This window comes from Janthinobacterium sp. GMG1 (assembly GCF_034427795.1).
In the GTDB taxonomy this organism is placed as follows: Bacteria; Pseudomonadota; Gammaproteobacteria; order Burkholderiales; family Burkholderiaceae_D; genus Janthinobacterium.
Genome location: NZ_JAXQNT010000003.1, coordinates 437,900 through 458,160, shown reverse-complemented (window position 1 = coordinate 458,160; position 20,261 = coordinate 437,900). Strand labels below are relative to the sequence as shown.

The window sequence follows — 20,261 nt, the reverse complement described above, 5'->3', positions numbered from 1 at the left end:
AGGCAGCGTGCCGTGTCATGCCGCTGCGACGACTGACCACTCGCGCAGCAATTGTCCAAACGCTTCGGCTGCCGCCGTGCTGCTGGCGGCGCGCCAGAGCAGCTGGAACTGGGCGGCGGGCAGGGCGGGCAAGCCATGCTGGCCATCGATGACCACCATGCCCGCTTCCAGATCGCCTTGCGGCAGGGCCGTGATCGCCAAGCCCGCCAGCACGGCGGCGCGCAAGCCCTGCTGGCTGGGCGAGGTGAACGCCACGCGCCAGTCCATTCCGGCGCCATCAAGGGCGTCGACGCCCACTTGCCGGTGCAGGCAGGGTGCGGGCGAAAACGCCAGCGGCAGCGGCAGCGCGCTGTCGTGCCGGAAATCCTGCGCCGCAGCCCAGACGAAGCGCGTGCGGCGCAGCACGGCTGCCTCATCTTGTCCGTCCGCGAGGGCCATGACGACGGCCAGGTCCAGCGCATCGGCAGCGACCAGTTTCTGCAAGTCAAGATAGGTGCCTACCGTGACATCCAGGCGCACGGCGGGAAACAGGTGCGCGAACTGCGCCAGCAGGGCAGGCAGGCGCGCGCCCATGAAATTTTCCGGCACGCCAAAGCGCACGGCGCCGGCAATCGAGGAGCGCTGAAAGCGCCGCGCCAGCGCATCCTGGGCAGCCAGGATCTGCCGTGCGTGGCGCAAAAAATCCTCGCCGTCTTCCGTCAGGCGCAGGCTGCGCGTCGTGCGCACCAGCAGCGCGCTGCCCGCTTGCTCTTCCAGGCGGCGGATCTGGTGGCTGATGGCGGACTGGCTCAGGTGCAACCGTTCGGCGGCGCGCGTAAAGCCGCCCGTGTCCTGCACCGCCACAAAGGCGCGCAGCAGGGCGGTATCGAAGTCCATGGGGTTCCTGTGATTCATGATGAAAATGAATGAATTGTACAAAATTTTATCATTTCCCTCATGAGTCCACGTTTTCTAGAATGGTCGCTTGCAGTGCTCCGGCACTACGCATCCCTCCATGACTACCGAAAGCAAAGCTTCGATGCACCTGACTACTTCGCAACAAAACGCACTGACCCTGGCCGCCGTCTGCCTGGCCTCGCTCATGTTTGGCCTGGAAATTTCCAGCGTGCCCGTGATCCTGCCCACCCTGGAAACCGTGCTGCATGGCGACTTCAAGGACTTGCAATGGATCATGAACGCCTACACCTTGGCTTGCACCACCGTGCTGATGGCAACCGGCACCCTGGCCGACCGCTATGGCCGCAAGCGCTTGCTGCTCGCCAGCCTGATCCTGTTCGGCCTCAGTTCGCTGGCATGCGGCTGGGCCGGCAGCACGGGCGTGCTGATCGCCGCGCGCGCGCTGCAGGGCATGGCTGGCGGCGCCATGCTGATTTGCCAGGTGGCCGTGCTGTCGCAGCAGTTTCCGGACGGCGCCGCGCGGGGGCGGGCGTTTGGCGCCTGGGGCATCGTGTTTGGCCTGGGCCTGGGCTTCGGTCCCATCATCGGCGCTGCCATCGTCGCGCTGTCAAACTGGCAGTGGGTATTTCTCGTGCACGGACCGCTGGGGCTGGCGGCGTTGCTGCTGGTGGCGCTGGGCGTGAGCGAATCGCGCGACCCGCAGCGGCGCAAGCTGGACGTGGCCGGCATCGCCACCCTGTCGCTGGGCGTGTTCAGCCTGGCCTGGTGCCTGACGCAGGGGCCGGCGCTGGGGTTCAGTGATCCGCGCAGCGTGGCCAGCCTGGCCGTGGCGCTGATCAGTCTGATGCTGTTTGTCATGATCGAACGGCGCCAGGCCGAACCGATGATCGACTTTTCCGTGTTCCGCATCCGCCGTTTCTCGGGAGCGCTGCTCGGTTCGGCGGGCATGAACTGCAGTTTCTGGCCGTTCATGATTTATCTGCCCCTGTACGTGCAGTATGGCCTCGGCTACAGCAGCCTGGACACGGGCCTGACCTTGCTGGCCTACACCTTGCCCACCTTGCTCGTGCCGCCGCTGGCCGAGCGCCTGGCGCTGCGCTACCGGGCCGATGCCGTCATTCCTGCCGGCTTGCTGGTCATCGGCGTGGGTTTTTTGCTGATGCTGTGGGGCAGCCGTGTGGATGCCGCCAGCTGGCTGACGATCCTGCCCGGCTGCCTGCTGGCGGGCACGGGCCTGGGCCTGACCAACACGCCCGTCACCAATACGACGACGGGCGCCGTACCGGGCGAACGGGCCGGCATGGCTTCCAGCATCGACATCAGCGCGCGCATGATCAGCCTGTCGGTGAATATCGCGCTGATGGGCTGTATTCTCGTCGCAGCCATCCAGTCCGCCTTGCGGATGCAGTTGCCCGGCGGACTGGACGCGGCCACCTTGCGCGCCATGGCGGAAGGTTTGTCGGCAGGCAAGGGCGCCGGCGCGCTGCCGGACGGCGTGGCGAAGCTGGTGCTGGCGCAGGGATTTGGCGCCGTGATGCTGTACGGCGGCGTGGCTGCCTGCCTGTTCGCCGTGGCCAGCTGGCTGGTGTTTGGCGCCGGGCGGGCGCGGCAGGCAGCCGGGTTGCCAGTGAGGGAATAGCCAGGAGGCTATAATCTGGGCACGTTGACAAGTCTTGCTCAACGTTATTACGAGGCCGCCCATGCATAAACTGATTTCCGAACTCACCCGCCTGTACCTGTTCGAAGAACAGCAGCAATACGTCGATGCGGAGGGCGGCGCGCAGCCGCTGACGCCAGCCGTGCTGGCGCGCCATCTGTCGGGCGAGCAGACGGTGGCGGTGCAACTCGTGACCGGGAGCGGCCTGACGCGCGCCTTGGTGCTGGAGTTTGGCGGCAAGGGTGGCGGCGAGGCGCACTGGGGCGCGTTGTGCACGATCGCCAATGCCGTGCAGCACGAGCTGGACTTGCCGGCGCCCGCCGTCAGCATCTCGGGCAGTGCATTCCAGCTGTGGCTGTCGCTGGCCACGCCCGTGCCCGTCGCGCAGGCGCGCCAATTCGTCCAATTGCTGCGCTCGACTTTCCTGCCAGCATCGACCGACATCCTCGCTATCGCGCCGCCAGACTACGTGGAGCAGGCGGCGCTGCCGCCGTGCCTGCAGCCGACGGGCAAGTGGGCCGCCTTCATCCACCCCAGCATGGGCGCCGCCTTTGTCGATGAGCCGGGCCTGGACATGCCGCCGCCGCCCGCCGCCCAGCTGGGTTTCCTGGAAAGCTTGCGCAGCATCAATCCGGGACAATTCGCGCAAGCGCTGGCGAAGCTGCAGGGACATGCGGGCCTGCTTGACGCCGTGCCCGCTCCAGTCGCCGCCGTATTGCCGGTGGCAACATCCGCCGCTGCGCCGGGCTTGCTGCTGCAGGACGCCAGCCTGGAAGACATCGTGCGCTGGCTGCATGCGCGTAATATCGAACCGACTTTCCGGCACCGGCTGCCGTAGCGGGGCGCTCGTTCTCCCTGATTGCAGACTACGTTAGACACCCAGGAGGCAACATGACAGTCAAGCGCATGGACAACGTCGGCATCGTGGTAGAAGACATCGATGCCGCCATTGCATTCTTCACCGAACTTGGTCTCGTTCTCGAAGGGCGCGCCCCGGTTGAAGGAGAGTGGGCAGATGGCGTCACCGGACTGCACGGCATGCGCGTCGAGATTGCCATGATGCGTACGCCGGACGGTCACAGTCGTCTGGAGTTATCCCGCTTCCTCGCGCCGCCCGTGGTCGCCGATCACCGCAACACCCCAGTGAACGCGCTCGGCTACCTGCGCGTCATGTTTACCGTCGAGAATATCGACGATACGCTCGTCCGGCTCGTCAAACGCGGCGCGAAGCTGGTCGGCGAAGTAGTCCAGTACGAAAACATGTACCGGCTCTGCTATATTCGTGGTCCGGAAGGAATCCTCATCGGGCTTGCCGAACAGCTTGTGCAGAAAACGGCCTGAGGGGATCCCACCGGATTGGCGTCTAGCCCGTTAGTGAAACGACGGCAGCCGGCCAGCAGCAGTCGTTGAATATCCAATCAATCTTGTGCAAAAAACTGGGAGAACTACATTGGGAGTAATTGCAGACTTCTTTATCGCCGGTCCAGCCGAGGCCATCCGATATGCAAATCGGATTGAAGAGCCTGACGAAGGCGAGGAAATTGCGCTTTTGTTGAATCCGGTCCAATTCAATGGCATCACAGACCTGGAAATCGGTACTCTTTGGGCCATCTTGGAAAGCAGGGAGTGGGATATAGAAAAACACATGCCTGAAGACATTTACGTTGAGGAGGACGGCGAGTCCTGGCTGCACCGATTTCCGGACGAGCTGACAAGCCTTCTTGCAAATTCAAATGCGGACGGGTTGGAGAGCGCATCGGAGCAATGGGCAAAAACTGAAGAGATGGAGTGCGATGCAGCAGATTTGCGGCCGCTATTAAAGGATTTGCAATCGCTCGCACGGCAAGCCGCCACCACGGGACAGTCCATTTATCTTTGGGGCTGTCTCTAAGGCTACTTCGTGGCAAGCGTATCATCGCTGAAAGGTCCGCTTCGCGCCTGAAGCGGATACTGCAATGCCGTCGCAGCGTCTAGCCAAGACGGCATGCGACCAAGGGCTTCCTTGTCCTGGCCGCCCGCATGTCAGCGGCGTGCTGAAATCAGCGCGCCATTCCCCTGGCCAAAGTCAACATCAATTCCTCCGCCCCCATTTCCCGCGCCAGCGGCGCGCCTTGGCCAGCCCATTGCGCGGCAAATTCGCTGTTGCCGTGCTGGCTGGCCAGCGCGTTCAATTGTTTGGCGGCATCGTAGGCGACGGGATAATCGGCCGGTGGCGGGCTGCCTGGCGCTTCGCCGTAGTCGATCAAGCGGTTCACCATGCCGCGCGCCAGGCGGCCCGACAGCACGCTGGTCAGGCGCGTGGCCGATGCCCGCTCGCTTTTCAGGTTGGCGCGGTAGCCTGCATTGGCCGACGATTCCGGGCATAGCACGAATGCCGTGCCCAGCTGCGCGGCCGCCGCGCCCAGGTCCAGCGCGGCGCGGATGCCTTGCCCATCCATGATGCCGCCGGCGGCGATCAGGGGCAGGGCGGTGCGGCCCGCCAGCAGGCGCAGCAGCACGCCCGTGCTGTGGCGCTCGTCCGGCGCTTGCGGGTCGAAGACGCCGCGATGGCCGCCCGCTTCCACGCCTTGCGCCACGATGGCGTCGACGCCGGCCTGTTCGATCAGGGCCGCCTCGCGCAGATTGGTGGCCGTGGCCATGGTGTAGATGCCGGCCTGACGCAGGGCCTGGACTTGCTGCGGCGTCGGCAAGCCGAAATGGAAGCTGACGACGGCGGGCCGCTGTTCCAGCAACAGATCGAATGCCGCGTCATTGCCGATGAACGTTGCATAGATTTCGTCCAGTTCCACGGGCACGCTTGCCCCCAGCTCCGCAAACAGGGGCGCAAGATGGGCCAGCCAGGCCGCTTCGCGCCGCGCATCCCGCACGGCCGGCGCATGGCAAAACACATTCACATTGAAGGGACGATCCGTCAGCGCACGGGTGTCCATGATCACCTGACGCGCCTGCGCCACCGTGCCCGCGCCGATGGCCAGCGAACCGAGGCCGCCCGCGTTCGAGACGGCGGCGGCCAAGCGCGGCGTGGAGACGCCGGCCATCGGCGCCTGGATGATGGGCAGTTGCAAGCCGAGACGGTCGAGGAAGGGCTGGATTGAAGTCATGATGTTTCCTTCATGAAGTTGAGGATACTGCATTCAATTCGTATTTTGAGAATATAATAGCATAATCATTTTCAAATGGAGAATACGATGGAGTTGGAATCATTGCGGATTTTTTGCTCTGTCGCCAGTGAGCTGAGCGTCACCCAGGCCGCAGCCAGGTTGGGCCGCGCGCCATCCAGCGTCACCACGCGCCTCCAGCAGCTGGAAGCCGATATCGGCGCCGAATTGTTCGTGCGCACCAATAAACGCATGGCCCTGACGGCGGCCGGCGAGCGCTTTCTCGAGTATGCGCAGCGTTTGCTGGCGCTGGCGGAAGAAGCGCGGCACGTCGTCACGGGCGGGCGCGAGGGCGGCACCTTGCGCGTCGGCAGCATGGAAAGCACGGCGGCCAGCCGCTTGCCGGCCCTGCTGGCCGCATATCACGCCCGCCATCCGGCCACGCGCCTGGCGCTGAGCACGGGGCCGTCGCGCCCCCTGATCGAGCAGGTGCGCACGGGCTTGCTCGACTGCGCTTTCGTCGCCTTGCCGCCCGCGTTCGGAGGCGCCGCCGCATTGGAAGAGCTGGGCCTGGCATCGATGCCCGTGTGGCGCGAGGAACTGTGTTTGCTGCTGCCGGCCAGCGAAGGGCAGGCGCGCCGCGCTGCGGACGTGCGTACGCGCTCGCTGGCGGCGTTCCCGCAGGGCTGCACCTATCGCGGCATCGCCGAAGAGCTGCTGGGCGTGGCCGGCAGCACGCAGTGGCGGGTGCAGGAGCTGAGTTCGTATCACACCATGATCGCCTGCGTGGCGGCCGGCGCCTGCGTGACCCTGCTGCCGGCCAGCGTGCTGGCGCTGTCGGATGCGCCTGCCACCTTGACCACCTTGCCCGCAGGGCAGATTGACACCGTGCTGGTGTGGCGCGCCGGATTCGACGTGCCTGCCTTTCAGCATTTGCTGGCGCAGCTCGGCGAGGCGCCGTGAACGCGCCTGCCAGGCTGCACGCGGCCATCGCCGCGGCGGTCATCCTCGCCATCGGCATGGGTTTCGGCCGCTTCGCCTTCACGGCCATCTACCCGCACATGGTGGGGGAAGGCGTCTTGAGCTTGCGCGACGGCAGCCTGGCCGCCTCGGCCAACTATGCCGGTTACTTGCTGGGCGCCATCCTGGCCATGCGCGCGCGGGCGCACAACGCGCACCGGCTGTGCCTGTGGTCGGTGGCCGGCACGGCCATCTGCCTGGGCGTGCTGGCCTTGACTATGCCCGTCTGGCTCATCGTCACGGTGCGCGGCGTGGCGGGCGTCTTCAGCGCCCTGGCCATGGTGGCCGCCTCATTATGGTTGCTGGTGCAGCGCCGGCAGGCGCGCGGCGCGCCGCTGCTGTACGCGGGCGTGGGCGCCGGCATCGCCGTGTCGGCCGAATTGCTGGTGCTGGCGTCGCACCTGGGCTGGCACAGCGCCGGCATGTGGTTGCTGCTGGCCGGCGTCACCGTGCTGGCGGGGCTGGCGGCCGCGCCCGCCATTGCCGCCAGCGGCCAGCCGGCGCCGGATGCGCCGGCGCAAGTTGGCGCAACCGCGCTGGCGCCCGTGGCGCCGTGGCCGCTGGTGCTGATTTACGGACTGGCGGGACTCGGCTACATCGTCACGGCCACGTATTTGCCCGTGCTGGTCGGCGCGGCCTTGCCCGGACTCAACTCCGCCCACGTGTGGGCCGTGTTCGGCCTCGGTGCGGCGCCCTCGTGTTTCCTGTGGCACCGGCTGCACGAGAGACTTGGCACGCGCCAGGCGCTGAGGCTCAATTTGCTGCTGCAGGCGCTGGGCGTGGCCTTGCCCGTGCTGGTGCCCACGGTCGCCGGCTATCTGCTCAGCGCCATCCTCGTCGGCGGCACGTTTGTCGGCACGGTAACCATCGCCATGCCGGCCGCGCAGCGGGCCGCCGGCAAGGCGGGCAAGTTTGGCGCCAACATGATGGCCATCATGACGGTGGTGTATGGCATCGGCCAGATCATCGGCCCCGTGCTGGCCGGCAGCCTGTATGCGCAGTCACACAGTTTCAACAGCGCATTATTGGCGGCGGCCGGCGCGCTGCTGCTGGCGATTGTCGTCAGCCTGCGGCTGTAGGCCGTCGCTTTAAATGCTCACTGGGAATTTTTAGGACTGTTCTGATTTCGGTCAAGAAAGTCTGTCGCTACACTTCAAGTCATCACCGGTACGCGCCAGCCGCCATGCGCATGGCGTGGCCGGTTCCTGATCTTCCTTATTGAAAGTAGCGGCTATGACAAAGCAAATACAGCAGCATTCCCCACGCGTGACGGGATTACGCAACCGGCTTCCTCAGAATGCTGCAAGCGGTTTTCGCAACGCCGACCTGCTCGACGTGCTCATCGATTTCCTGGGCTTGAAGAACGATGCGGCCCTGGGGCGGGAACTGCAGGTATCGGCTCCCATCCTGTCCAAAATCCGACATGGCTCGCTGCCAGTCAGCGCCGCCATCCTCATACGCATGCACGAGGTAAGCCGGCTGAGTATTCATGAGCTGCGGGCATGCATGGGCGATCATCGCACGCGTTTCGGCATGCCCGATGACGAGGATAGCAAGTAAGAAGTTTGCCGCCCGTCATTTCTGGCGCCCCCAAGTCTTTGTCCACCCATGCGTCTTAACCCAAGGAAAACTTCCGTGAAAACTCTCAGCTCCCCTGTGCGTAGCGAATTTCATTCCCTGCGTGTGCTGACCTTGACGCCTGACGCGGACAAGGGCGGTGCGCGATGGCTGGGCACGATGCTGGGTGCCATCGATATCGCCAATGTGAAAAGCATCAATTCCTTGAGCCTGATCCCCTCGCTCCTGCGCGAAGGGGAGGTCGATGTGATCGTCGCGGATGTCGAACACGGTGGCTTGATGGTACCGACCATGCTCAAGACGCTCGATGCGGCCAGTCCGCTGACGCGTTTCCCGCATGTGCTGTGGGTGGGCCAGCCAACGCTGCTCAATTTGCTGCATGGGCAAGCGGCGGCGATGCTGGAAAGGCCGGCGGTGCCCCGCATCGGCGGCCTGTCCGTGACGGCGTTATTGGCGCATGCCCGCCTGGCGCATCGCGTCGGCATCAATGTCGGCATGGTCTACGGTGGCGGCAATGCCGCGTTTACCGAGGCCTTGCGGGCCTTGCTGCTGGTCCCGTCGATCAAGCGGCAGGCATCCTGTTGCGCGCCAGCCGATGGTCCGACGGAAGCCGATGTGATCGAGGCGTTGACGACAGGCAAGAATCTGCGCGTGATGCTGCAGCCGCAGTACGATTTGCGTACCCGGCGCATCATCGGCGCCGAGGCGCTGCTGCGCTGGCGTCATCCCGGCGTTGGCGAAGTGCCGCCATCGGTGCTGATTCCGATGGTCAATCGCCTCGGCCTGCACCTGCTGCTGTTCAGCTTTATCGAGACGCGCGTGATCGACGTCCTGCTGGTGCTCAAGAGCCGCCAGGTGACGTTGCCCATCGCCCTGAATGCTTCCGCCGAAACGGTGTGTACGCCTGGTCTCGCGCAGCGGCTGGCTGAAAAAATGCGGCGGGCAGGCGTGCCGCCGCAGTTGCTGAAAATTGAATTGACTGGCGATCTGCCGGTCGCTGATGAGCTGTTGCTGTCCGCTTCGCTCAATACGCTGCGGGCGAAAGGGTTTCCCGTTTCGCTTGATGATTTTGGGCAAGGTTCATCGACCCTGAATCTGCTGGCAAAGATGACCTTTGACGAGGTCAAGATCGATGGCGCGTTTGTGCGCGACATGAAAACCAGTGCTTCCGCGCAGGCCGTGATTACCGCCACGGTGAACCTGGCACGGCTGATGAATCTGAAAGTGGTGGCGGAAGGGATCGAAGACGCGTCGTGCATCGAGGCGCTGTGCCAGCTTGGCTGCCCCACGGGGCAAGGCTATGCACTGGCGCGCCCTCTGGAGCTGCGCGATTTTTTTGCCAGCGTCAGCAATAAATAAGGCGTATCTTTGGATGATGCATTGTAGGCAACTTCATGGCGATGTGCGTCTGCAGCAGGGCGTAGTGAAGCATTTTTGTTGCACAGGAGCACCTATGTTAATAAACTGCATCTCGTATGGCGGTCGTGGCATAAATAGGAGTAATCTCATCAAAAGAAACTTTTTTCATACAGCGTCCGGTCCTTGCCCATGCCTATGAAACGCTTACGTATTGCCTTGCTCGACGATCACGCCGTGGTGCGGCACGGTCTCGTCGCCCGCCTCACGGCCGAACAGGATATTGACGTGGTGGGTGCCTACAGTACCAGCCGCGAGCTGATCGCGGGCTTGCTCGCGGCACCGGCCGACGTCATTTTGCTCGACTATGCGCTGGGCCCGGACGAGCTCGATGGCGTGTCGCTGATCCGCGCACTGCGGGCCAAATTCCCCGATTGTCCCATCCTCGTGTTGTCCACGCATCATGAACCTGCCACGGTGGCGCTGGCCTTGCGCGTCGGCGCCCGCGGTTTTGTCGGCAAGGGCGAGGAAATGGCGGAGCTGGTCAAGGCGCTGCGCAAGGTGGTGTCGGGCGCCGTGTACCTGAGCGCCGAGATGTCCTACCGGGTGGCGGAAGCGAGCACCACCTTCGATGCGCGAGAGGGCGAAGACGGCGCGGATGCGCTGCTGCTGGGGGCGGCGCTGTCGGCGCGCGAGCGCGAGGTGATCCGTTGTTATCTGGCGGGGATGACGGTGACGGAAATCGCCGAAAAATTCAAGCGCAGCATCAAGACCATCAGCTCGCAAAAGACCACCGCCTTCCGCAAGCTCGGCGTCACGTCGAACAATGAACTGTTCAAGATCAGGCATACCATAGGGGAAGCATGAGGCGCTGGCGCGCCGGCATCGCCGCTTTCCTGCTGGCCGTCTGCTGCATGGCGGCGCAGGGAGAGGAAAGGGCGCACGCGCTCAGCGTCGCGGAGCAAGCCTGGGTGCGCGCGCATCCCGTGTTGAAGCTGGGCCTGCTGCAAAACCGGCCACCATTTGAAATCGTCCAGCGTGGCGCGACCGGGGTTGGCATCGCCGCCGATTACATCAAAGTCATTCAACGGCATAGCGGCCTGGACTTTGACATCGTGACCTTGGCCGACACGGACAACGGCCTGGCTGCGCTGCGTGAAGGCAGGGTCGATTGCCTGCCCGCGGTGCGCAGCATCGGCACGCCGGAGCAGGTGCCCGGCATCAGCTACAGCTTGCCCTACCTGTCGACTGCGGCCATCGCCGCCACGCGTGAACAGAGTGAACCTGGTGCCGATGGCATCGCATTCGATGGCAAGACCGTGGCGCTGCCGGCCGCGGAAGCTGGCCTGTTCGGTCCCTTCCTGCGTGAACGCCACGACGGCATGCGCATCGTTGTCAGCCCCACCATGCGTCAGGCGCTGGCGCTGCTGTCGAAAGGCGGCGCCGACGTCGCCATCGGCAGCAAGGCGCAGTTATTACCAGGATTGATGCGCGAGGAAGGCGCGGACCTGCATTTTACGGAACTGCCCGTGGCGATGACGTCGGACGTGCGCATGGCGCTGCGCGATAGCGATCCCTTGCTGGTATCGATCGTGAACAAGTCGCTGGCCGCGATGACCCCGGCCCAGATCCGGCTGGTACGCCAGGATTGGCTGGGAGCGCCGGACGATGATCACTCGGGCATGCTGTTCTCGGCGGACCACTTTGGCGAGCATGTGGGCCTGGCTGTGGCCTTGCTGCTGATCCTGGCGGGCCTGGCGTACCAGGCCTACAGCGCGCACCGGCGTGCCTTGCGCAACGAGCGCCGGGCGGCCATGTTCCTTGCCGTGATGAGCCATGAAATCCGCTCGCCCATGAATGCCGTGCTGGCCGCCGTGGAATTGCTGCGCTCCACGCCCATGAATGCGGAGCAGCGTCACTTTGTCGACCTGGCCAGCAACGGCGGAAATATCCTGCTGCGCTTGCTCGACGACGTGCTCGATGTTTCCAAGCTGGAGGCGGGGCAACTCACGCTCAGCCTCGATGCCGTCGATGTCGCGGCCCTGGCCAACGACGTAGCGGCCCTGCAGCAGCTGCGGGCGCGGGAGAAGGGCATTGCGCTCGATGTGGTGCTGCCCATGGCGGTGCCGCTGCTGATGCTGGACGAGGCCAGACTGTTGCAGGTGCTGCACAACCTGGTCTCGAACGCCATCAAGTTTACGGCGACAGGCGGCGTCGAGATACAGATCGCCATGCTGGACGACGGGCAGGGGCAGGCGCGGCTGGAAATTGCCGTTGCCGATACGGGCATCGGCATCGGTGCCGCCATGCAGGCGACCCTGTTCCGGCCGTATGTGCAGGTGGAGGGCACCTACAAGCGTTCGGGCGGCACAGGTCTGGGTCTCGTCATTTGCCGCGAATTGGTGACACTGATGCAGGGCACGATCACCATCGACAGCGAGATGGGGAGGGGCACGCGCATGCTGATTTCCTTGCCTGCGCAGATAGCGTCCGGGGCCGCTCCGGCGATAGACGCGGTCGTTGCGCGGCCCGTCCCGGTAGGTGGCACGGCGGCGCAGCGCCTGTCGATCCTGGTGGTTGAGGATGTGCCGGCCAACCAGGCCGTGTTGCGGGCCCAGCTCGCCAGCCTGGGCTGCGATGCCGACATTGCCGAGAATGGCGCCAGGGCATTGGCCTGTTTCCAGCTGCGCGAATATGACCTGGTGCTGATGGATTGCGACTTGCCCGACATCGACGGCTACAGCCTGACGGCCGAATGGCGCAGGCGCGAAGCGGATCTGGAACAGGCGCGCTGTCCGGTCATCGCGATTTCCGCTTCGACGGGCGAAGATCATGCGGAACGCTGCTTCGAGGCAGGCATGGATGGCATATTGAGCAAGCCGATCCGGTTGGCGAAACTGCAGGATATCGTCGAACTGTGGTGCGACGTGACCTTGGCGCTGCATGCGCCGCCGATGGAAACCCTGGCGGTATTCGATATGCCGCAAGTGCGCGCAGCGTTCGCCAACGATATGGGCGAGTTGCTGCAGGCCATGGTCATGCACGAACGGGATGGTGCGGTGCGCGCCGCGCATCGCCTGCATGGCGCGGCGCTGGCCATGCAATGGACGGATCTGGCGCAGCCGGCAGGGCGGTTGGAGAGCCTGTTGCGCGGTGAGGCAGTGCTCGCCGATGCGCGTTGCGAGCAGCTTTTGCAGGACGTCGTGGCCGCCTGGCGCAGCCGCGGCCAGCATTGATTTCAATTTGAAGGAGCATCATGTTGCGCACGATGAACAAGAATAAAAAAGAGGCCATGGGGATGCTGGCGTTGATGTTGCCGACCACCTTGCTATTCCTGGTACTGTCCGGCATGGATCCGACGAAGTTGCCGTTGGCATCCCAGCCTCTGCCATTTGGCCTGCCTGCGGCGCTGGGCAATTTCCCCATAGCGGCCGTGATCTTTTACATCAGCATGGGGTTGACTGGGCTGGTGCTGGCACTGCTACCGGAAACCCTGTCGCGCAAGAAAACCTTGCTGGCGGGCTTCCTGTTGCTGGCGGTCGCTGCGTTGATGGGCATGTTTTCCCGCTCGCTATTTGAACTGTGCTGCTGGAGCTTGCTGGGCGGCATCGGATGCACGATGAATATCTGTGCCTGGATCAGTATCGGGGCCACGTATTTCCCCCGCCATTGCGCCTTGGTCGTGGGACTCATGATTTGCCTTACCGCAGCCAGTAACATAGTCGCGAACAAACTCAGCGCCATTCAGCATGCCATCAATGAACAGGGGAAACTGCCCCTGTTGCCCGCCCTGGCGGGCATGCTCATCCTGATCCTGCTGTATATCCTGATCTGGCATTTTTTCCAGCAGATCAGCGCCGCCGGCGAGCGGCGTTTTATCCGTCCTGAAGCCAGGAGCCAGGTGGGGTCGGTCTGGTCCCGTGGCCCGTTGCTGCTGTTTCTGGCAGCCGTATGCCTGCCATTGAGTGCGGGTAATTTCGACTACCTGTATAGCGTGTACATGCGCGAGATACTGGGATTTCCCCTCAGGACGGTAGAGATGGCGATCGGCATGGCCATGAGTGCAACCTTGCTATCGCCACTGGGCGGCTGGCTGGGGGACCGCCACGGCGCCATGAAAATACTGTTGATCACGCTCCCCATCACGGCGGCTATCGGCGGCCTGATCGCGTTGGAATGGCATCTGCCCGTGGATATCCTCATGTTGCTGGTATTCCTCCTGGGCTTTGGCTTGAGCGCCGTGTTTTATATCAACATCCTGGCGGCCCTGATCCAATCGGTGCCGCCCATGCAGAGCATGCGGGCGGCGGGCTTGTTCTATGTCGCGTTCAACCTGGGTATTCCTGCCGCGGATGTGCTTTTCACCCATCTGAAAGAGAGGGTGGGCTGGACGACACTGGTGTTATTGCAGCTTGTCTTGCCCCTGGTGCTGGCGGCCGTTCTGGTCTGGCTGGCGCAGCGCATCTTGACGCCTGCCGATCAGGCGGTGCTGCCCGGCTGACCGGCAGGCCTTTACCTTGCCTGCAAGCGCCGCCTTGCAGGTTTTCCCATCGCTTTCATCCCCGCACTGCCTCCCCATTCTCTCCAGCCACGCCGCAACGCCAGCTTGCCAGGCCGCTTGCATCCTGTGCGTGTTGTTGTCGATGTGTGCATCTATTTGTACATGTCTCATCCGGCGGCACGGATTTTTAAGACCATTCTCATATCGACAAGTATCGCGGCTCTGTAAAGTACGAATCTGCATCAACAGCCGCGTTCCTACATTAACTGGTGCGCATTTACCTTTATCTTTCAGGAGTAGTCTCAATGAAATCCCAAGTCCGTATCCTCGCCGTTCTGCTGGCCGCCGCTGCAACCCAATCCGCTTTCGCTTCCGATGGCACGATCAATTTTGAAGGCCAACTGCTCGATTCGACTTGTACCGTGAATGTTAACGGCACGGTTGGCCCTGCTGCTGCGACCGTGACATTGCCGAAAGTCTCGGCTGCCCAGCTGAAAACGGCTGGCACCATTGCAGGTCAGACAGGTTTTAACATTACGTTGAGTGCTTGTAGCGGTACGACCACCAAGGCCGCTGCATTTTTCGAAGCGGGTGCCAACGTTGACCCACTGACCCATAATCTGAAAAATAACGACAAGACTAAAGACGGCGCCCAGAATGTTCAGCTGCAGCTGGTCGATGCCAATAACGGTCAGGTGATCAAGGCTGGTGATTTCTCGCAAGTTGCGAATACCAGCAAGGTCACGAAAGATGCCAGCGGCGGTGCGGTTCTGCCGTATGCCGTGCAATATATTTCCACCGGCGTTGCCGCTGCCGGTCTGGTGAAGGGTGCCGTTACCTACTCCATCACTTACGAGTAATCCACTCGCCAGGGAAGCACGTCCTCGCCGCATAGGCGGGACGCGCTTCCGGTCTACATTCTGAGGTCTTCCATGCTCCCCTATCATTCATTGCAAAGTTCGTTGTTGCTCAGTCTCGCCTTGCTGTTTTGTTCTTCCTCCATGGCCAGCGTCGTGATCACGGGCACGCGACAGATTTATCCGGCGAAGCAAAAAGAAATCACGGTCAAGCTCAATAACGATGGCGCAGTGCCGGCGCTGGTGCAGGCATGGGTCGATGCTGGCGATGTCGCATCGACACCGGCTGCGGCCCAAGTGCCTTTTGTGCTGACGCCGCCGCTGGCCCGCATCGATCCGGGCAAGGGCCAGAGCCTGCGCCTGATGTTTGTCGGTCCGGCCCTGCCGGCGACGAAGGAATCGGTGTTCTGGCTGAATGTACTGGAGATTCCGCCCAAGTCGCAAGACGCTGATGTGAACAGCCTGCAGATGGCGTTCCGCTCACGCGTCAAGATTTTTTACCGCCCCGAGGGACTCGCTGGCAATCCTGTCGACGCGATCGAACAAGTGCAATGGCGTGCCGTTTCTGCCAGCAGTGGCAAGGGCTTTGCCCTGGAAGCATATAACCCGTCCGCCTTTCACGTGTCGGTGGCGTCGCTGTCGCTGGTGGCCGGCGCTCAGCGCAGTGAGAGTGATGGCGGCATGGTGGCGCCAGGCGAGACGAAACAATTTGCGCTGCCCTCCCTGAAGGCCTTGCCTGCCGCAGGCGCACAGGTGGAGTTTAGCGCCATCAATGATTACGGTGTCCCGATGCCGGCACGGCGTAGCCTTTCTGCGCCGGCCGCCCGGCCCGCTCCTTAAGGTTTGAATCATGAATAATCATCGCCACGTCTTCTATTATCCTCAAGCAAAGCCTGGTCCAGGCGTCAATGCGCTTGTTGGCAGTATGCTCAAGGCGGTGGCGTTCAGTTCATGTGCCTTGACCGTGCCAGCTGCGCATGCGGACCAGGTCGAGTTTAATAATGTTTTCTTGCCGGAAGGCTCGCGCAGCCTGGATCTCGCCATTTATCAAAAAGGCAATCCTGTCTTGCCGGGCACGTATCGCGCCGATATCGCCCTCAACGGCGAGCTGAGAAATCGTCAGGATATCCGCATCAATGCCAACGATGACGGCAGTAATCCCGTGGTGTGCGTATCGCGCAAACTGCTTGAATTGCTGGGCGTGAATATATCACTGCTGTCGCCGGAAGCCTTGACCTTGCTGGCAGAAGGGCAGTGTGTCGAACTGGGCAAATTGATAGCGAATGCCACGGCCGTGTTTTTGCCGGAGATTCAGCAGGTCAGTATCAGCATTCCCCAGGCGTCGCTGCGGCGCAATGCGCGCGGTTATGTCAGCCCGGAACTGTGGGATAGCGGTGTCACTTCTGGCATGTTGGGTTACAGCTTTAACAGCTATCACAACAAGAGTGGCGGTACGTCATTCGACTCCGCTTATCTGGGCCTCAACGGCGGCTTCAATATGGGCAGCTGGCGTTTTCGCCATAATGGCGCACTTAGCTGGCAGCAACAGGGAGGCAGTCGTTATCAGGTGCTCGATACCTATGCGCGGCGCGACATGACGGCGCTGAAAAGCCAGCTGACCCTGGGCGATGCCAATACCAGCGGGGAGATTTTCGATACCTTATCCTTCCGGGGTGTGCAACTGGCCAGCGATGACCGCATGTTACCCAATTCCTTGCGCGGCTATGCGCCCGTGGTGCGCGGCATTGCCCGCACCAACGCTCGCGTGAGCATACGCCAGGCGGGCAATCTCCTGCTTGAAACGACGGTGGCGCCAGGCGCCTTCGTCATCGACGACATGTATGCCACGGGTTACGGTGGCGACTTGAACGTGACGGTGTCCGAAGCGGACGGTAGCGAACAGCGCTTTGTCGTGCCGTATGCGGCCGTCAGCCAGTTGCTGCGTCCGGGTTCGCTGCGCTTCAGCGCGGCGGCTGGTGTAACGCGCAATAATTTCTTGAGCAAGCAGGCGCGCGTCCTGCAGGGCACTTTGCAGTATGGTTTGAATAATAGCCTGACCGGTTACGGTGGCTTGCAGGCCAGTGAGGACTATTTGTCCCTGCTCGGCGGCGTGGCCTTAGCATTACCGATAGGTGCCGTATCCATCGATCTGAGTCACGCGCAGACGAAACTTGCCGCGGACACGGCCAAGGGCCAAAGTCTGCGCTTGTCATACAGCAAGAATGTCTTGAGCACCGGCAGTAATTTCTCGATGGCTGCTTACCGTTTTTCCACCAGCGGCTATCTGGATTTTGCCAATGCGACGCAAGTACTCGACGCCGAACGCAATGGTCACGATTCCAATATGCAGTATAGGCCCCGTAACCGCGTGTCCTTGACCGCCGATCAGCACCTGGGTGCGTGGGGCCAGGTCAGTATCAGTGGTTATGCACAGAATTACTGGAACCGGCCTGGCCAGGACTTGCAATACCAGCTCAGTTACAACAAGCAGGTGGGGCGCGTGAGCTACGGCATCAATGCCAATCGCAGCAAGGTATCTTATGGCGGTATGGAAAGCAGGATACAACTGACCTTGAGCATGCCGCTGGGCGGCAATGACAGTCTGTACAGTCCGCAAATGTCGGCCCAGGTATCGCGCGACACGGATGGTCGCTACAGCCAGCTGGCAACGCTGAGCGGCAGCGCGGGAGAAGAACGGCAATTTGGCTATGGCGCATCAGTGAGCCGCAATGGCAGTACCAGTAGCAGCAGCCTCAACGGTCAGTATACCGGGGCGCAGGCGATGGTTGGCGCCAGCGTGGGGCGCGGCACCGGCTATAGCAGTGCCTCGGTCAGCATGAGCGGCAGTGTGGTGGCCCATCCTGCTGGTGTGACCCTGACGCCGCTGCGTGGCGAAACCATGGCCGTCGTGCATGCGCCTGGTGCCGCCGGTGCCAAGGTCGCCGGCTATCCTGGCCTCAGGCTCGACGCCAGCGGCAATGCGGTCCTGCCATTTTTGCGTCCGTATGAATTGAATGAGGTGGCGATTGATCCGCAGGGAACGTCGATGGATGTGGAGCTGAACGAAACAAGCCAGCAGGTGGCACCGCGCGATGGCGCTGTCGTATTTTTGAAGTATGGCACCAGCACGGGCCGCGCAATACTATTCAACGTGAGCTTGGCAAGCGGCGAGGCGTTGACCTTCGGTGCCACCGTGAAAGATGAGCAAGGCTTGCCGGTGGGCGTGGTGGGGCAGGGTGGCCAGCTGTATGCACGCCTGCAGGAAAGCACCCGGCAGTTATCGATTTCCTGGGGCGGAAGGGCGCATGAACGTTGTACCTTGGCCATTCCCGCATCTGTCATGCAAGGTGAGGGCGGCAAGCTGCAGCAAGTTGATGCCGTGTGCGTGCCGGAATTGATCAATGCAAAGGCGGCGCCCGCCGAGGAGCGCCGCGTCGAGCTGCTCGGCGGTACATATCCGGTCGACATCTTCCTCAACGGGCAGCGCATGGAAAGGCGCGACGTGGCCTTCCTGCCGGTGGCCGGAGAACAACGTCCTTCGCCCTGCATGAGTACGGTGGATTTGCAGGAGTATGGCGTGCAGCTGTCCAAAGAACAGTTGCTGCAGCCGTGCCAGCAAGTGCTGGCGTCGATTCCCGGCGCCAGCTGGAGTCATGAGGCTGCCGTCCAGCGCCTCGATCTGCAGGTGCCGGCCGCGTCGCTGGTGGCGCGCGCGCCACGCCAGGGCTTGCAACTGGTCGCTGCAGGCATCCAGAAGGAAGACACCGGCATGAAAATCACGCAAAAGAGAAAACCATGAAAATCCGTATGATGACTGGCTTGATGGCCGGGCTGCTGCTGTGCGCAGCGCCGCAGCTGGCCCAGGCTGCGCCGAACTGTTTCGCCATGAATGGAAGCCTGGGTTTTACTGGCACGATGGCGGTGCAGCTCGGCAGCCTTGCCGTGCCGCGTGACGTGCCGAATGGCAGCATACTGTACTTCCAGTTTTTTAACCTGGCAGGCAATAGCCTGCAGCTGCAATGCGATGTGGCAAGCGCTTTGGCCAAGGTGTCATTCCGCATGCAGGGCGTTGGCCCGAATGCCAACTTCAGCGGAAGGCAGGCATTCGCCGCTAAAGTCTATGCAACGGGGGTGCCCGGCATTGGCGTCGCCTGGTACGCCAACGGCTTGTGGATGGCTGACGGAATTGTCGACAATAGTGTCCCCGAAGAGCCCAACGGCTGTGGCGGCGGTAATAGCGTGCCGCAGGGATCGTGCCGCACCCATCTGATCGCCAGGCTACCCGCCACTACCTCCTTCATGCTCGTCAAGACGGGGCCTGTGGGGACGGGAATCATACGGGCAAGCGATTTGGGCAGACTATCCTATTTCGCGACCATTGGCGGCGTCAGCAGGGAATTCACTATTACTTCAGTTGGCCTGACAGGCAGTATCAGCGTGGTCAGCACCACTTGCCATACGCCCGATGTCAAGGTGGCGCTGGGCAGCAGAAAAATATCTGCCCTGACGGGCGCGGCAGGTGCGTCCACTCCGGCGGTCGGCTTTGTGCTCGACCTGACCGACTGCCCTGGATTTCCCGGCAATATCAGCAGCAGCGGCGCGGCGGCACCGATGTCGTCTGAAAACGGCGTTGTCAGAGCCCCCACTTTTCTGCCCAACAGCGTCAGCGTGCGGATAGATCCTGCCGCCCCGGCAATCGATGCGGCCAAGGGCGTGCTGAGCCTGACGACGGAAAGAGGGGTGGCCACTGGCGTGGGCGTGCAATTGCTCGATAGCGCAGGCGCACCCTGGCCCCTGTCGACAGATGTCAAGTTGAGCAACGTACTCGGTGCCGGCACCCGGTCGCTCGACATCTCCCTGGGCGCGCGTTATCTGAAAACGACGATGGGCACGGTGACGGCAGGCCCGGCCAATGCGGTGGCCACTTACACACTGACGTATCAATAGCACGTGCAAGCTCCCATGCAAAACGGCGCGCCAGTGATGGCGCGCCGTTTTGCGTGATGAGCGGTCAGTGCCGGGGACGCGAAAGTGCCCGCAGTTCGCCGATGGACAGACCCGATGCCTCGTGCATGCGTATCAGCATGTCGGTATCGACTGCGGTGCTTCCTTTTCTCAGCTTGCTGATCGCGAAGGGCGGCACGCCCAGCTCGCGCGCCAGGCAGGCGTCGTTGAGCAGCCCCATGTACGTGAGGAGGCGCTCGACCAGCGCCGCGCCATCGTGCGTGTGGACGGCTGCCTCGCCACCCCTGGTCTCGGCGATCAAGGCATGCGCTGATAATTCGGTCATATTGGTC

General features: G+C 62.6%; 18 protein-coding genes. 15 read left to right on the top strand and 3 right to left on the bottom strand.

Annotation, left to right across the window (positions count from 1 at the left end; translation table 11 throughout):
* Positions 1–15: 15 nt before the first annotated feature.
* The gene (locus SJI03_RS10765; RefSeq protein WP_322427174.1) at positions 16–876 is read right to left on the bottom strand and encodes a LysR substrate-binding domain-containing protein; all 861 of its coding nucleotides are present in this window, start codon (positions 874–876) and stop codon (positions 16–18) included.
* Positions 877–1,018: 142 nt separating this feature from the next.
* On the opposite strand from SJI03_RS10765, the gene SJI03_RS10760 reads away from it, so the two are divergent.
* The 4 genes from SJI03_RS10760 to SJI03_RS10745 all read left to right on the top strand — a co-directional run bounded on the left by SJI03_RS10760 (position 1,019) and on the right by SJI03_RS10745 (position 4,445).
* Entirely contained in the window at positions 1,019–2,536 is a 1,518-nt protein-coding gene (locus SJI03_RS10760; protein ID WP_322427173.1) for an MFS transporter, read from the top strand.
* 61 nt (positions 2,537–2,597) lie between these two features.
* On the top strand, positions 2,598–3,392 hold the full coding sequence (locus SJI03_RS10755) for a TOTE conflict system archaeo-eukaryotic primase domain-containing protein (protein WP_322427172.1): 795 nt from the start codon (positions 2,598–2,600) through the stop codon (positions 3,390–3,392).
* Between the two features lie 53 nt (positions 3,393–3,445).
* Positions 3,446–3,895 (top strand): VOC family protein, encoded by a 450-nt coding sequence (locus SJI03_RS10750; protein ID WP_322427171.1) that lies wholly within the window; start codon positions 3,446–3,448, stop codon positions 3,893–3,895.
* Positions 3,896–4,004: 109 nt separating this feature from the next.
* Entirely contained in the window at positions 4,005–4,445 is a 441-nt protein-coding gene (locus tag SJI03_RS10745; protein WP_225241018.1) for a PDGLE domain-containing protein, read from the top strand.
* 148 nt (positions 4,446–4,593) lie between these two features.
* Here SJI03_RS10745 and SJI03_RS10740 read toward each other — a convergent pair whose 3' ends face one another.
* Positions 4,594–5,655 carry a nitronate monooxygenase gene (locus tag SJI03_RS10740; RefSeq protein WP_322427170.1) on the bottom strand — a complete coding sequence of 354 codons (1,062 nt, stop codon included), beginning with the start codon at positions 5,653–5,655 and terminating at the stop codon, positions 4,594–4,596.
* A gap of 87 nt (positions 5,656–5,742) precedes the next feature.
* Between SJI03_RS10740 and SJI03_RS10735 the strand changes: the two genes are divergently transcribed.
* From SJI03_RS10735 to SJI03_RS10685, 11 genes are all read left to right on the top strand, one after another.
* On the top strand, positions 5,743–6,615 hold the full coding sequence (locus tag SJI03_RS10735; RefSeq protein ID WP_322427169.1) for a LysR family transcriptional regulator: 873 nt from the start codon (positions 5,743–5,745) through the stop codon (positions 6,613–6,615).
* Positions 6,612–7,751, top strand: a complete 1,140-nt coding sequence (locus SJI03_RS10730; protein WP_322427168.1) for a YbfB/YjiJ family MFS transporter — start codon at positions 6,612–6,614, stop codon at positions 7,749–7,751. The genes SJI03_RS10735 and SJI03_RS10730 overlap by 4 nt, the downstream gene beginning before the upstream one ends.
* A 154-nt stretch (positions 7,752–7,905) precedes the next feature.
* Positions 7,906–8,232: a hypothetical protein gene (locus SJI03_RS10725; protein ID WP_322427167.1), complete on the top strand. Its 327-nt coding sequence runs from the start codon at positions 7,906–7,908 to the stop codon at positions 8,230–8,232.
* 75 nt (positions 8,233–8,307) lie between these two features.
* Complete coding sequence (locus SJI03_RS10720; RefSeq protein ID WP_322427166.1) at positions 8,308–9,609, top strand: EAL domain-containing protein; 1,302 nt, start codon at positions 8,308–8,310, stop codon at positions 9,607–9,609.
* A gap of 195 nt (positions 9,610–9,804) precedes the next feature.
* Positions 9,805–10,473 (top strand): response regulator transcription factor, encoded by a 669-nt coding sequence (locus SJI03_RS10715; RefSeq protein ID WP_322427165.1) that lies wholly within the window; start codon positions 9,805–9,807, stop codon positions 10,471–10,473.
* Complete coding sequence (locus SJI03_RS10710) at positions 10,470–12,842, top strand: ATP-binding protein (RefSeq protein ID WP_322427164.1); 2,373 nt, start codon at positions 10,470–10,472, stop codon at positions 12,840–12,842. The genes SJI03_RS10715 and SJI03_RS10710 overlap by 4 nt, the downstream gene beginning before the upstream one ends.
* A gap of 20 nt (positions 12,843–12,862) precedes the next feature.
* Positions 12,863–14,107 carry an MFS transporter gene (locus tag SJI03_RS10705; RefSeq protein WP_322427163.1) on the top strand — a complete coding sequence of 415 codons (1,245 nt, stop codon included), beginning with the start codon at positions 12,863–12,865 and terminating at the stop codon, positions 14,105–14,107.
* Between the two features lie 305 nt (positions 14,108–14,412).
* Positions 14,413–14,967 (top strand): fimbrial protein, encoded by a 555-nt coding sequence (locus tag SJI03_RS10700; RefSeq protein ID WP_225241027.1) that lies wholly within the window; start codon positions 14,413–14,415, stop codon positions 14,965–14,967.
* Positions 14,968–15,069: 102 nt separating this feature from the next.
* The gene (locus SJI03_RS10695) at positions 15,070–15,804 is read left to right on the top strand and encodes a molecular chaperone (RefSeq protein WP_322427162.1); all 735 of its coding nucleotides are present in this window, start codon (positions 15,070–15,072) and stop codon (positions 15,802–15,804) included.
* 124 nt (positions 15,805–15,928) lie between these two features.
* Entirely contained in the window at positions 15,929–18,763 is a 2,835-nt protein-coding gene (locus SJI03_RS10690) for a fimbria/pilus outer membrane usher protein (protein WP_322427337.1), read from the top strand.
* On the top strand, positions 18,760–19,911 hold the full coding sequence (locus SJI03_RS10685; RefSeq protein WP_322427161.1) for a fimbrial protein: 1,152 nt from the start codon (positions 18,760–18,762) through the stop codon (positions 19,909–19,911). The genes SJI03_RS10690 and SJI03_RS10685 overlap by 4 nt, the downstream gene beginning before the upstream one ends.
* 64 nt (positions 19,912–19,975) lie before the next feature.
* Here the strand turns inward: SJI03_RS10685 and SJI03_RS10680 are convergent, their stop codons facing one another.
* Entirely contained in the window at positions 19,976–20,254 is a 279-nt protein-coding gene (locus SJI03_RS10680) for a hypothetical protein (RefSeq protein WP_322427160.1), read from the bottom strand.
* Positions 20,255–20,261: the final 7 nt, after the last annotated feature.